This window comes from Nocardia blacklockiae (genome assembly GCF_015477355.1).
Lineage (GTDB): Bacteria > Actinomycetota > Actinomycetes > Mycobacteriales > Mycobacteriaceae > Nocardia > Nocardia blacklockiae.
In genome coordinates, this window is record NZ_JADLRJ010000005.1 from 586,597 (window position 1) to 599,724 (window position 13,128).

The 13,128-nt window shown below is 72.0% G+C and carries 12 protein-coding genes; 7 read left to right on the forward strand and 5 right to left on the reverse strand.

All coding sequences use genetic code 11. The annotated features are described in order from the left end of the window. Window positions 1-600 precede the first annotated feature (600 nt). Complete coding sequence (locus IU476_RS18940; RefSeq protein ID WP_195101842.1) at window positions 601-1,209, reverse strand: chorismate mutase; 609 nt, start codon at window positions 1,207-1,209, stop codon at window positions 601-603. Between the two features lie 236 nt (window positions 1,210-1,445). Here IU476_RS18940 and IU476_RS18945 point away from each other — a divergent pair, with 236 nt between their 5' ends. Continuing rightward, a complete protein-coding gene (locus tag IU476_RS18945) occupies window positions 1,446-3,251 on the forward strand; it encodes a DUF4407 domain-containing protein (RefSeq protein WP_195101844.1) in 1,806 nt (601 codons plus the stop codon). Window positions 3,252-3,337: 86 nt separating this feature from the next. On the opposite strand, the gene IU476_RS18950 is transcribed toward IU476_RS18945, so the two are convergent. Next, the gene (locus IU476_RS18950; protein WP_195101846.1) at window positions 3,338-3,733 is read right to left on the reverse strand and encodes a RidA family protein; all 396 of its coding nucleotides are present in this window, start codon (window positions 3,731-3,733) and stop codon (window positions 3,338-3,340) included. A gap of 53 nt (window positions 3,734-3,786) precedes the next feature. Beyond that, the gene (locus tag IU476_RS18955) at window positions 3,787-5,358 is read right to left on the reverse strand and encodes an MFS transporter (protein WP_195101848.1); all 1,572 of its coding nucleotides are present in this window, start codon (window positions 5,356-5,358) and stop codon (window positions 3,787-3,789) included. A gap of 83 nt (window positions 5,359-5,441) precedes the next feature. Between IU476_RS18955 and IU476_RS18960 the strand changes: the two genes are divergently transcribed. After that, window positions 5,442-5,987 carry a TetR/AcrR family transcriptional regulator gene (locus IU476_RS18960; protein WP_195101850.1) on the forward strand — a complete coding sequence of 182 codons (546 nt, stop codon included), beginning with the start codon at window positions 5,442-5,444 and terminating at the stop codon, window positions 5,985-5,987. 104 nt (window positions 5,988-6,091) lie between these two features. On the opposite strand, the gene IU476_RS18965 is transcribed toward IU476_RS18960, so the two are convergent. Beyond that, window positions 6,092-6,247: a hypothetical protein gene (locus tag IU476_RS18965; RefSeq protein WP_195101852.1), complete on the reverse strand. Its 156-nt coding sequence runs from the start codon at window positions 6,245-6,247 to the stop codon at window positions 6,092-6,094. A 190-nt stretch (window positions 6,248-6,437) separates the two neighbouring features. On the opposite strand from IU476_RS18965, the gene IU476_RS18970 reads away from it, so the two are divergent. The 4 genes from IU476_RS18970 to IU476_RS18985 are packed head-to-tail and all read left to right on the forward strand — an operon-like array spanning window position 6,438 to window position 10,565. Then, complete coding sequence (locus tag IU476_RS18970) at window positions 6,438-7,238, forward strand: hypothetical protein (protein ID WP_195101854.1); 801 nt, start codon at window positions 6,438-6,440, stop codon at window positions 7,236-7,238. After that, window positions 7,235-8,275: a DUF4129 domain-containing protein gene (locus IU476_RS18975; protein ID WP_195101857.1), complete on the forward strand. Its 1,041-nt coding sequence runs from the start codon at window positions 7,235-7,237 to the stop codon at window positions 8,273-8,275. Before IU476_RS18970 ends, IU476_RS18975 begins: the two co-directional genes overlap by 4 nt. A gap of 10 nt (window positions 8,276-8,285) precedes the next feature. Then, on the forward strand, window positions 8,286-9,266 hold the full coding sequence (locus tag IU476_RS18980; protein WP_195101859.1) for an AAA family ATPase: 981 nt from the start codon (window positions 8,286-8,288) through the stop codon (window positions 9,264-9,266). A 3-nt stretch (window positions 9,267-9,269) separates the two neighbouring features. Then, window positions 9,270-10,565 carry a DUF58 domain-containing protein gene (locus IU476_RS18985; RefSeq protein WP_195101861.1) on the forward strand — a complete coding sequence of 432 codons (1,296 nt, stop codon included), beginning with the start codon at window positions 9,270-9,272 and terminating at the stop codon, window positions 10,563-10,565. 30 nt (window positions 10,566-10,595) lie between these two features. On the opposite strand, the gene IU476_RS18990 is transcribed toward IU476_RS18985, so the two are convergent. Further along, window positions 10,596-11,387, reverse strand: coding sequence for an RDD family protein (locus tag IU476_RS18990; RefSeq protein ID WP_195101863.1), 792 nt, complete (start codon window positions 11,385-11,387; stop codon window positions 10,596-10,598). A gap of 45 nt (window positions 11,388-11,432) precedes the next feature. Between IU476_RS18990 and IU476_RS18995 the strand changes: the two genes are divergently transcribed. Further along, window positions 11,433-12,410: a stage II sporulation protein M gene (locus tag IU476_RS18995; RefSeq protein WP_195101865.1), complete on the forward strand. Its 978-nt coding sequence runs from the start codon at window positions 11,433-11,435 to the stop codon at window positions 12,408-12,410. Window positions 12,411-13,128: the final 718 nt, after the last annotated feature.

Sequence of the window (13,128 nt, forward strand, 5' to 3'; positions counted from 1 at the left end):
TGCAGTCAACTCTCCAGTTGTCCTACCCGCTTCGATGTCGTAGCCGGGTGCTCGGCGGTAACGGAACCTCGGGGTCGTTCCATGCCGCCGCGCCGTTGTCGCCCGTGGGGCTGTAGCCACGGCTTGTGGCCGAATCGGGCGATGTAGTCGGACATTTCGTGCCCGACACAAGAGCAAACGATAAGTCAGGACCTGAGCCCAACCAACTTAGGTCGTGCTAATAACGGCGTCTACCTGGGCTTCTTCATCGGTCCTCCACTACCTGCGCGTTCTCCAGTGTAAAGCAGGCTCGGATGATCGCTGAGTCGTGTATGCCACTGTTCGTCAGAGTCGTGCCGGTCCGCTCGCCGAGCCTGCACGTACGCCGCAAGATGCCCTCTTACCTGCATCAACAGAGAATTCCCAGGACCCGGTTCGGACAAACCGATTGTAAGGCGGCTAACTTCCCGGACACCTGCGAGAGACGTTCCGGATACGCAGGCAGCGACCTGACGGCTGCGTTCAGACCGTACGGCTTCGTTTCTTCGATGTGCGTTTCAGCACAATCCCAGCAAACCCTGGTGAGTGGAATTTCTCACATCGTTGCGAGGCGGTCCCGGATCACCGGCACAAGGCGGCCGCCGCGCGTACCAGCGCCGTGCCGTGCAGGGCGTCGGCGCGTCCCGCGGCCACCACCGGGACAGCGGCCGCCGCCACCTGCCGCGGGCAATCGGCGCTGGTCAGCTCGGCGCGCCGGGCGGCCAGCTGGCGCAGGATGTCGCCGTTCACGCGGTCGATCACCGGACGCACCGCGGCGAGATCGGGCGGGGTGGCGGGCACGGTGCTCGCGTCGAAGCGCCACCAGGTGTGCAGACCGCGCTGCACGATCTTGTTGGCCTCGATCTGACCGAGGAACACCTGCCGCACCCACGGTTCCGGCAGGCCGAGGTCCGCGCCCGCGGCGGCCATCGAGTCGTAGACCTCGGCTTCCCGGCCGGGGTCGTCGATGACCGGCGGCTGCCCGGTGCGACCCGCGGCGACCCACTTGGCGGCGGCGACGGCGTCGGCGGTGTTCAGGCGCGCCAGCACGAGTTCCACCAGGTCGGCGAGGGGCGCGGCGGTGTGCTCCGCCGGGACCTCGGCAGTGGCGACGGGTGTCACCGGCAACGTCGCGGCCGAGACCGCCCCGAACGACAACGCCACGGTCAGTGCGAGCACAGCGCCGCGCATGCGAGTACCTCCTGCCGCCGGGCCCCGGGAACCGTTCCCGGAGCCGAATCACCCTCCGGGACCAGGGTATTCGCGCTCGGTCCCGGCATTCCGCGCGCCGCTGATCTGTGAGCCTGGCCACATCCCCCGCGACGTACTCGGTGGAACCCAGCCCAGCCTGTCACGCTGAGACAACGAATGAGCGACAATTTCGCCGAGCATCCGAATTGTTTGGGACTCAGAGGATGTGAGACCACATGACCGCCCCGCATGTCCCTGAACCGCCCGTTTCGTCCGCGGCCACCGACGGCCGCGCCTCCCGCTTCGCGGCGACCGCGCTGCCGACCTGGTTCGGCGGCGCGGGCGCCGAGGTGACCGACCCGCACGAGCGCGGCGGCTATGCCGTCGCCGGCGCCGCGGTGCTGCTGTTCGCCGTGGTGTCCACGGTGGTGGTCGCGGCGGCCACCGCCGCCGCGCACTGGCCGACGGCGCTCGTGGTGCTCGCGGCGCTGATCGTGCTGCCGCTCACGGCCTTCGGCGCGCGGGCGCTCGCCACCGCCACGCCGCCGAGCCGAGGACGCGGGCGATCGATCGGCCGCGTCGCCGTGGCCGTGCTGGCCGGCGTGGTGATCGCCGAACTCGCGAGCACCGTGCTGCTGAGCGGCACCGTGCACCGCGTGCTCGACGAGAACGCCGGGCGCGATACCGAATCCGCGTCGGCGGTGGTCGCCGCCCGGACCGAACTGGAGCAGGCGCGCGCGGAACGCACCGCGCTCGACCAGGCACTCGCCAAGGCGCAGAGCGATATCGACCAGGCACTGGTGGTCGCTCGCTGCGAGTACAACCCGACCCCGGGCTGCCCGCAGACCCGGATCACCGGCGTGCCGGGTCGCGGACCGGAAACGCAGACCGCCGAGGACATGCTCGCCGACGCCCGCGCCCGCCTGGCCGCGGCGCAGGGCCGGGTGCAGCCCCTCGACGATCGGATCACCGACCGGCAGCAGGCCCTGAACCGCGCTCGCACAACCGCTTTCGACACCGGCGACCGCGGGCTCGGCGCGCGCTGGCTGGCCATGCACGACTACACGATCGGGCACGCGGGCGCGCTGCTGCTGCGCCTGGCGACCGTGCTGGTGGGCGTGCTGCTGGCGCTGTTGCCGCTGCTGCTGCGCTGGTGGCGCGGGGAGACCTCGTTCGATCGCCGGGTCGCGGCGCGGGCGGTGGTGGACCGGGCGGAACAGGACGCCGCGACGGCCATCGCGGTCAAGCGGGCCGAGGTGCGTACCGAGGCCGAAAACCTGCGCGCCGACCAGGAATTGGCCGCGGCGCGCCTGGCCGTGCACGCCGACACCGCCATCGACCGCGAGCGGCAGCGCAAGCGCATCGTCGCCGCCATCGGCAATCTCGAGATCGGCATCACCGAGCCCGCCCGCCGGGCCGTCGCCGACTTCGAGTCGCTCGCGGAGCTTCCGGCCGCCCCCGACAACCCAACGGACCAGGAGGGGAACGTGACGCCGCGCAACCTACCCGCACCACGCACCCCGGCCGCGCTGGAATCCGCGCGTGGCTCGAATCTCCCGGTACCGACCGCCACCGACGTGCCCGCAGCGAAAATGACCGGCGGACTGGAACTTCCGGTGATCGGCACGGTCCCGTTCACCGACACGGCGGCCCGCTGGATCCGTCCGCTGGTGCCCTCGTTCGTCGCCGACGCCGTGGACACCGCCACCCATCCGCTGCGCACGGTCCGGCAGGCCTTCGAAGAGGCCGAGGAGATCACCTTCACCCTCCGCCGGACACGGAAGGTCACCGTCCACTCCGACGAATCGACGACGCCGTCCGCCTCCGCGCCGGGCACGCCGGACTATGCCCACCAGGTCGCCGCGCAGGTCGTCGACGCGGCGCACGAGCCACCGCGCTCGACGCTCCCGCCCGGCTCCTCGGCGCCTTCCTACGGCCTCACCGCCGCGGGTCAGCGCGACGCGTTGCCCGGCCCGTCCGGTGCCCGGGAACTGGAGTACCGCGGCCCGCGGCAACTCCCGCCCGCGCCGGACCGTGGCTGAGGAGGCGCGCCGAATGTTTCACGTAGAACATGTAAACCGCCTGGTTCCAACGCTTTCCACCGCGATCCGGCGCTAGCGGCGACCGCTCAGCCACGGACGGCGACGGCATCCACCTCGAACTGCATCCCCGGCAGCGCCAGCGCGGCCACGCCGATCAAGGTCTGCGTCGGGGGCCGCTCGCCCCAGATCTCGGCGATCTTCTTGCCGAGCACCGCCAGCTTGTCCAGGTTGTGGCCCACGATGTGGGTCCGCAGCTGGGCCACGTCGGCATAGTCGAGACCGGCGGAGCGCAAAGCGATTCCGAGGTTGGCGAAGGCACGGTCCACCTGCGTGGCGAAGTCGTCGGAGGTGGTGTGCCCGTGCTCGTCGGAGTCGTACTGCCCGGCGATGAACACCAACTCGCCGGTCGCCCGCGCCAGGTGGCTGTAGCCGAACCCGGTCGGGTCGTGCAGTCCGGCGGGATTGCTGATCTCGATAGTCATGCGACGTCTCCTTCGGTGTCGGTCGAATGTCGGCAACACAGTGACGACGACGCCTATGCCCGCGGTGTGACATCCGCCGGCACCGGTGCGTGCGGCGTGCTGTCGGCGTCGGCCGTGCGCCGCACCACGGGGACGGGCGTGCGGGCGGCGATCACGGCCGACACCAGCAGGATCACCGCCGTCGCGATCGCCGCGAAATGGATGCCGGTGACGAAAGACGTGCGGGCCGAGTCCAGTAGCGCCGCGGCGGCTTGGTCGGGCAGCCTGGTCGCGGCGTCGACGGCACCGCCGAGCGATTCCCGAGCCGCGGACAGCTGGGACTGCGGCACCCGGGAGACGTCGAGGCCGTGGCGGAACACCGACATCACCACGCTGCCGAGCACGGCGACGCCCAGCGCGACACCGGCCTCGTACGCGGTCTCCGAGACGGCGGCCGCGGCACCGGCGCGTTCGGCGGGCGCCGCGCCGACCACCAGGTCGGACGAAACTGTCAGCGCCACACCGACACCCGCGCCCAGCAGCAGGAACCCGACGATGAACACGGCGACGCCGGCGGCCGGATCGGCACTCAGCCACCCGAACAGCCCGGCGCCGGCCGCGGCCACCGCCAGCGCGCCCGCGAGCACCCGGTTCGGCTGCCACACCCGCACCAGCCACGCCGACATCAGCGCGGCCACCATGCTCGCCAGCATGCCGGGCAGCAGGTGCAGCCCCGCGTCCAGCGGCGACCGCCCCTGCACCAGCTGTAGATACTGCGAGCCGAAGAACAGCACACCGGCCAGCGCGAACACCGCGAGCAGGCTGGTCAGCACCGCCGTGCGGAACCGCGGCAGCGCGAACAACCGCAGGTCCAGCATGGGATCGGCGAGCCGCCGCTGCCGGCGCACGAACAGCGCACCGGCGAGCACACCGGCCGCGGCCACGCCCAGCAGCGCCGGGCGCACGCCGTGCGCGGCGGTCTCCTTGACGGCGTAGACGATCGGCACCAGCGCGAGCATCGACAGCCCGGCGCTGACCAGATCGAAACGGCCAGGGTTCGGATCCTTCGACTCCGGCACGAGGAACGGCCCCGCACCCACCAGCACCAGCATGACCGGGACGTTGATGAGGAACACCGAGCCCCACCAGAAGTGCTCGAGCAGCCAGCCGCCCAGCACCGGGCCGAGCGCCGCGCCGCCGGTGGCCGCCGCGCTCCAGACCGCGATCGCGGTGGTGCGCTGGCGCGCGTCGGTGAACATCGACCGGATCAGGCCCAGGGTGGCGGGCATGAGCGTGGCCCCGGCGACACCCTGCAGCACGCGGGCGGCGATGAGCATCTCCGGACTCACCGACCACGCGGCGAGCATCGAGGCCGCGCCGAAGCCGGCCGCGCCGAGCAGCAGCAGGCGGCGGCGGCCGATGCGGTCGCCGAGCACGCCCATGGTGACCAGCAGACCGGCCAGCACGAACGAGTACACGTCGATGATCCACAGCAGCTGCGGCGTGGTCGGGGCGAGGTGCGCGCTGATCGCGGGGACGGCGATGTCCAGCACGGTGGCGTCCACGGAGATCAGCAGCAGCGCCAGCACCAGAACGCCGAGGCCGGCCCAGTCGCGGGGCGTGGCGGTGGCGTTGTCGGTGTTCATGGTCCTTACTCCATCGTCGAGGTTTATTACCGTCCGGACGGTACAGTACCAAAGATAACCGTCCGGACGGTACAGTTGCCGACGTGACAGCTACCACCCGCGACCGAATCCTCGACGCCCTCGAGTCACTGCTGCTGGAGAAGGGCATGTCCCAGGTGACCCTGGAGAACGTGGCCGCGACCGCCGGCGTCTCCAAGGGCGGGCTGCTCTACCACTTCAAGAGCAAGGACGCGCTGCTGGCGGGCTTGGTGCGCCGGCTCGGCGAGCGGGCCGACGAGCAGTTGAATTCGGCCGTGGCACAGGGCAGATCGGTCGCCGAGTGGTACCTGCAGACCCCCAGCCCCGACAACGACGCCGACGCCCTGGAGCTGGCGCTGTACCGCTCGATGGTGGCGGCCATGCGCACCATCGACGCACCCCACGACGAGCACGACGACGAGGTCCAACGCGCCCTCACCGAAGTGATCGACGCCTGGAGCACCGGCCTGGACAGCGAGATCGAGGACCCGGTCCGCGCCGACATCATCCGCCTGGTCGGCGACGGCGTCTATCTCCGCGCCCTCCTCGGCCTCCCCCCGATCGACCCCGCCCGCTATCGCGCCGTCGTCACCCGCCTCCTCGAACACTGACCGACCCGGCCACCCTCGCGCGGAAACCGTACGCGGCGGGCTGCCACGGATAAACTCGGGCGCGTGTTTTCCGCCGCGGCCGAGGGGGCCGGTCCGTCGCCGCGTCACGGCGTGCCCGGCCTCGCCACCGATGCGTCCGTCCACAGCTCGGCGGCCACCAGCTCGACCGACCACGGATCGGCGGTCACCGGCCCGACCAGCCATGCATCGGCGGCCACCAGCTCGAACAACCACACATCGGCGGCCACCAGCTCGGCCAATCACTCATCGGCGGCCACCAGCTCGACCTACCACTCATCGGCAGCCACCAGCTCGAACAACCACACATCGGCGGTTACCAGCTCGACCGTCGCTGTTCGGGCGGCAGGCGCGGGAGCGTCTCCACCCGGCGCTGCCGACGGGCCGGAGTACGACGATCGGCAGGCCGGTGAGGTAGTGCCGGTGCGGCCGTTGTCATTTCGGGAGGCGCTCGATCTGCCCTTCGCCGCGGTTCAGCGGCATGTCCGGGTGTTGGCCGGGGTCGTGGGCACGGCGTATGTGGTCGCCGTGGGGGCGGTCGCCGCGAGTACCGCGGGCGGCTCGGTGGTCACCGGCGGTTCGGATGCCGGGACCGCTTGGGCGGCAGTGCTTTCCACGTTGCTCTTCGCCTGGGTGCTGCGGACGTTCGCGCGGGGTGTGACCGTCGCGACGACGCTCGCGGGCGTGCACGGCGAGGCGCTCACCTGGCGGGAGGCGGTGCGGCGGCCGGGCGCCGTCGCGGGATCGCTGCTGCGCTACCGGATCCTGTCGACGCTGATCGCGCTCGGTGTCGCCGCACTCGGCGTCGTCCTGATCATCAGCGTGCTGCCCGCCCTGGCGTGGTGGAGCTGGCTGCGGGGCCGCCGCGGGCTCGCCACGCCGGTGCTGTTCGAGGAGCGGGTGCGGTATCGCGGTGCGATGGATCGCGCGAAAACGCTTGCCGCCGGGTCGGAATGGCGGCTGGCCGGAGTGTGGCTGTGCCTGCGCGGCCTGGTCCTGGTGCTGGTCGTGCCGCTGGGCGGTCTCACGCTGTTCGTCGCGGAGTTCTCCGGCACCCACCGATGGGCCGCGATCGTCCTGCTCACCGCCACGGCACTGCTCACCGCGACACTCGCCGAGGTCTTCGAGTCGGCCGCCGACGTGGTGAGCTACGTCGACCGGCGCTGTCGGCGCGACGGCTGGGACATTCGAATACCGGCCGCGGGCAACAACTCCCGGACGGCCACCCGATGACCGAGCGACCGAGCGACACCGCGCCGCCCGAACCTCCCGGCGAGCCGCCCGCACCACCCACCCTGGGCCCCGCCGCCGACCACCGCGCCGCCGCGGAGACGGCCGCCGCGCGCCACGACTACGACACCGCCCTGCGGGAGCGCTACCGCGCGGTCACCCGCGGCCTCGAACAGGGCGGCGTGCTGAAGGTGCAGCGGTCGCGCACCGCCCGCGAGACGGCCGCCGCCGCGGTCACCGCGCTCCCCGGCAGAGCCACCGAGCTGCCCACGGCCGCAACGGGTTTCGACGAGGTCGTCTACGGTGGGCGACGCGCCACCGAGGCCGAGTACCGCCGCCTCGAACAGGCCGACCTCTTCTCGCTGGCCCCGCCGCCACCACCGGAACCGGTCGACACGACCTCCCCGCCGCGCCGTCGCCTCCGGATTCCCCCACTCCCGCAACTGATCCGGGATCCGAGGTTCTGGGCCGTCCTGGCGGGCGCGCTGGTGCTGGCGCTGATCATCTATGTGCTGTTCCACCTGTCGACCGCACCGACCGCGCCACCGCCACCGCAACATCCGCCGCCCCCACCGAATCCCGACGACTACCGCCCGCCCGCACCGGATTTCGGCGAGGGCTCCGACTCGATCTTCGCGCGCCTGCCGGGCTGGCTGGCGTACGGCGGTCTGCAATGGCTGATCTGCGGCGCGGTCGTGGTGTGGTGGCGCGCCCGCCGCCGCGGCGCGCTGGTCCCCGAGCCGCGGCCGGTGCGGGTGCCGGCCAACGAACTGCTCGCCGGACAGGCCGCGCTGTACCGGAAGTCGGGCGACCGCGACCACGTCGCCGCCCTGCTGCGCGCCGCCACCCTGCGCCGCCTCCGGCCCGCGCTGGGGCTGCCGCCGGACGCCCCGGTCAACCAGCTGGTGACCGGCATCGCCGTCCGGACCGGCACTCCGGCGGACCACATCGGCGCCACGCTGTTCGGCCCCGTGCACGACGACGACACGCTGCGCCTGGTCGCCGCGCGGCTGCGACACCTCGAATCGGAGATCGGATGACGGAGAACGAATGACAGCGGACACCGACCACACCCCGACCGCCGAGCAGGCCATCCAGGCGTTCGGCGCGCTGCGCGCCGAGATCGGCAAGGCCGTCGTCGGCAACGACCAGGCGGTGATGTTCCTGGTGCTGGCCCTGCTGTGCCGCGGGCACGTGCTGCTGGAAGGCGTTCCGGGCGTGGCGAAGACGCTGCTGGTGCGGTCCCTGGCGACGGGCCTGGACCTGGCGCACGCCCGCGTCCAGTTCACCCCCGACCTGATGCCCGGCGACGTCACCGGCTCGCAGATCTACGACCCGCACTCGGCCGAGTTCACCTTCCGCCAGGGCCCGGTGTTCACCAACCTGCTGCTGGCCGACGAGATCAACCGCACGCCGCCGAAAACCCAGTCGGCACTGCTGGAATCGATGGAAGAGCGCCAGGTCTCGGTCGACGGGAAGCCGCAGCCGCTGCCCGACCCGTTCGTGGTGATCGCCACGCAGAACCCGATCGAGCAGGAGGGCACCTACCCGCTGCCCGAGGCGCAGCTGGACCGGTTCCTGTTCAAGGTCGACATCGAACTGCCCGGCCGCGAGGACGAATTCCGCGTGTTGCAGCGGCACGCGGCGGGCTTCGACCCGCGGGATCTGACCGCCGCGGGCCTGCGGGCGGTCGCCGGGCCCGACCACATCGCGGCGGCGCGGACCGCCGTCGCCGGGGTCCGGGTCGACCCGGAGGTGCTGGCCTACATCGTCGACCTGTGCCGGGCCACCCGGGCCACGCCCGCGGTGCGGCACGGCGCCTCGACCCGCGGCGCCACCGCGTTGCTGGCGGCCGCGCGCGCCTTCGCCTGGCTCACCGGCCGCGATTTCGTCACGCCCGATCACGTGAAAGCCGTTGCGGTGCCGGTGTTGCGGCATCGGCTGCAGCTGCGCCCGGAGGCCGAGCTGGACGGCGTGACCACCGAGAGCGTGCTGTCGTCGCTGCTGCTGTCGGTGCCGGTCCCGGTCTAGGCGATGGTCGTCACGGGTCGGCTGGCCGTCCTCGCCGCGGTGGCGGCGACGGTGGTGACGGCCGTGTTGCCGACGTGGTGGGGCGTGCTCGCGGTGACCGGCGTGCTGTGCGCGCTGGCCGCCGCCGATCTGGCGGCCGTCGGCCGGATCACGGGCCTCGAGGTCGCGCGCGAGCCGCTCACCACGGTCCGCTCGGGCCGCACGGTGACGGTCGAGACGACCGTGCTCAACCGCGGGCCGCGCACCCTGCGCGGGCAGCTGTGGGACGACTGGCCCGACAGCGCGCAGGCCGCACACCACGGCCATCCGCTGCGGCTGCCGCCGAACAGCCGGACCCGGCTGACCACCACGCTGCGCCCGGAGTATCGCGGCGACCGCGTGGCGGGCCCAGTCACGCTGCGGCTGCTCGGCCCGCTGGGCCTGGCCGGTCGGCAGTTCCGCCGCGACGTGCCCGCCCGATTGCGCGCGCTGCCGCCCTTCCGCAGCGAGGGCGTGCTGGCCTCGAAGGTCGCCGAACTGCATCTGCTCGAGGGCAGCACGGTGGTCAATGCCCGCGGACAGGGTTCGGAGTTCGACTCCTTCCGCGAATACGTGGCCGGCGACGACGTGCGCGCGATCGACTGGCGCGCGACCGCTCGCGCCGCCGACGTGCTGGTGCGCACCTGGCGCCCGGAGCGGCACCGCCGGCTGCTGCTGGTGCTGGACACCGGCAGGCTCGGTGCGGGGCGGATCGGCGACGGCACCCGGCTGGACGTGAGCATCGAGGCCGCGCTGCTGCTGGGCGGCCTCGCCGCCGCGGCCGGGGACACCGTCGATCTGCTCGCCTACGACCGGCAGGTCCGCGCCGAGGTGTTCGGCACCGGCGGAAAAGGCTTGCAGCCCAAGCTGATGCACGCGCTGGCCGGCGTCGTCCCGGCGCTGGTCGACACCGACACCACCGGCCTGGTCCGGACGGCGGTGCGGCGCTCCCGCCGCCGCAGCCTCATCGTGTGGTTCACCAGCCTGGACGGCGCGATGGTGGAGGAGAACCTGCGCCCGGTCCTGCCGGTGCTGACCCAGCGCCACCGCGTCCTGATCGTCTCGGTCACCGACCCGGACGTCGCCGCGGCCGCCACCCGCCGCGACACCCTCTCGGACATCTACACCGCGGCCGCCGCCGAAACCCTCCTCGCCGAACGCACCCTCACCCGAGAATCGCTGCGCCGCACCGGCGTCGGCGTCGTCGCCGCCCCGCCCGACCAACTCCCCGCCGCCTTGGCCGACGAGTACCTCGAGCTCAAACGCTCGGGAGCGAGTTAGCCGACCACCCTGCCGCGAATCCGCCGGTCGCTACGCGGGTCGGCCCCAGGCGGCGAGGGGCGCGGGAGGCGGGACCGGGGTGAGGGTGCGGCGTTGGCGTTCCGCGATCACCGCGCCCAGGATGTGCAGCGGCGGATAGCCCGGGGGCGGGGGCACCCGCAGCTGGGCGCAGACGGCGACGACCAAGGCGTGGCCGAGTTCGGCGTGGGCCTCGGGGGTCAGCGTGCGGGCGCGGGTCAGGTACTGCCGGACGGGCAGCGCCAGCTCCTCGGTGAGCGCGGACAGGTCGAGTCGCTGCGCCCACCCTTGCAGCCAGGGCGGCGCGATGGCCAAGGCGGGCAACGGCACTCGGATGCGGTCGTGGACGACGACCGTCCCGGCGAGCACGTCGCCGACGCGGCGGGCGCGCGGCGAGCACAGCGACGTGACCACCGCGACGGCCCCGAAGCCCCCGAGCGCCCAGAAGTCGACGATGGCCCCGGCCAGCCCGCGGGTGAGCGCGTGGCGGAAGTCGACGGGGCCGCCGTCGGCACGCACCACGCGCAGCCCCAGCGCCAGCTTGCCGACGGTGCGGCCGCGCAGCAGCGTCTCGCAGACGATCGGATACCCGGCCAGCACCAGCACGACGATCACCAGCATCGCCACGTCGAGCCACGCCGGGTCAGGCCGCAGCCACACCACCACCACCGAGACCCCGACCACGACCAGCCACCCGACCACCAGTTGCAGCACCACATCGAGCAGGAATGCCGCGGCCCGGGTCGGGATGCGCGCGATCGGCAGGTCCAGGGCGACGGCCTCGCCGGTAGTGAAAACGGCCATGCTGCAGACAGACTAGCCTCTTGCGGGGACGGCGGGAGGGCACCGATGGATGTGGACGCGTACGCCTACGCGCACCGGCGAGCGTGGGACCGGCTGGATCAGCTGACTCGGCAGCGCCGGTTGTCCGGCGCCGAGGCCGACGAACTGGTCCGGCTGTACCGCCGCACCTCGCAGCAGCTGGCCCGCCTGCAGTCGCACTCCCCCGACCCGGAGCTGATCCGCGGCCTCAGCGCGCTGCTGGCCCGGGCGCGCGGGCGTGCCCTGGGCGCGCGCGTCGACGTCCGGCGCGAGATCGGCCTGTTCTTCACGCACGGCTTCCCGGCGGCGGTGTACCGGGCCTGGCCGTGGTGGGCGGGCGTGACGGTGGTGTTCCTCGCGGTGTCGACCGGCCTCGGTGTCTGGGTGTCCGGTTCGGCCGCCGCGCGGCGGGCGCTGGACATCCCGCAGAACACCGACGTGCTCACCGGTCCGGGCGGGCGGTTCGAGACCTATTACTCCGAACATCCGCACGACGCGTTCGCCGCGCAGGTGTGGACCAACAACGCGTGGGTGTCGGCGGTGGCGCTGTTCACCGGGGTGCTGATCCTGCCGGCGGCCTACGTACTGTTCATGAACGCGCTGAATCTCGGCATCTCGGGCGGGCTGATGGCCGACGCGGGCCGGCTGGACGCGTTCTTCGGATTCATCCTGCCGCACGGCATGCTCGAGCTCACCGCCGTGTTCGTCGCGGGCGGCGCGGGCCTGAAGCTCGGGTGGACACTGATCGATCCGGGCCGGCTCAGCCGCGCGCAGGCGCTCGCCCGCCAGGGCCGGGCCACCGCCACCATCGCGCTGGGTCTGGTTGTGGTGCTGCTGGTTTCGGGCCTGATCGAGGGCTTCGTGACGCCGAGCGGCCTGCCCGCCGCCGTGCGGATCGCCCTGGGCGCCGCGGCCGAGCTGTGTTTCCTCGGTTACGTCTGGACCGCCGGACGCCGTGCGGTGCGGGAGGCGGTAGCTACCGATCGGCGCACGAACGCCGGGTGACCGGAAAATCGGTTGCGGGGAGGGTGGCCGCCGACCATGATCGAGGCGGGGGATTTGAGAGCCACTGGCCGCAGCGAGTCCAGCTCAGCTGCGGCCAGCGTTACCGTCAACTCTACACAATCGTTATCGCGATGCAACCAGCCACACGGCTGCCGGACGTCTGGGTAACGCTCCGGAAACGGCTCGGGGTCAGGGGATCCGGGCCGCCTTCGCAAATATGTAGCGTCCGCCACACCCGCACGGCCCGACAGTGTGTCCGACCAAACCATCCGGTCCCTCCCATTCACCCGATTTCGCTGTCGCCGCTTCGTCCCGGATGACCCGAAATGCGCATTTGCCAGGCCGGTTCGGTTACCGCATGGTCCAGCGTTAGGATCGCCGTGATCTGGATGTTCACGAATGGTCCACCGGGTGTCCACGAGGTTGCCGCCCAGCTAAACAAACCTCAAGTTTGTTATCGGGCCGAGTTGCTTGATTTCAGTACTGTAATGACACGTATTTCGCCGATGCACATCTGTTGAACCTCGTCACAACGGCGACGGCTGTACTAATAAGGTGCGCCCGCAACCCCCCGCGTAGTACTGTCTCGCCCGCTCGGGACGACTCCGGGAGTGCGGCGAAGATCACACCGAGGTAACCGTGCGCCGCCGCCAAGACGCCTGGCCACGCCCGCCCTGCGGCGCGCGACCCGATGCCTCGCGGTCCGCGCGATCACCGA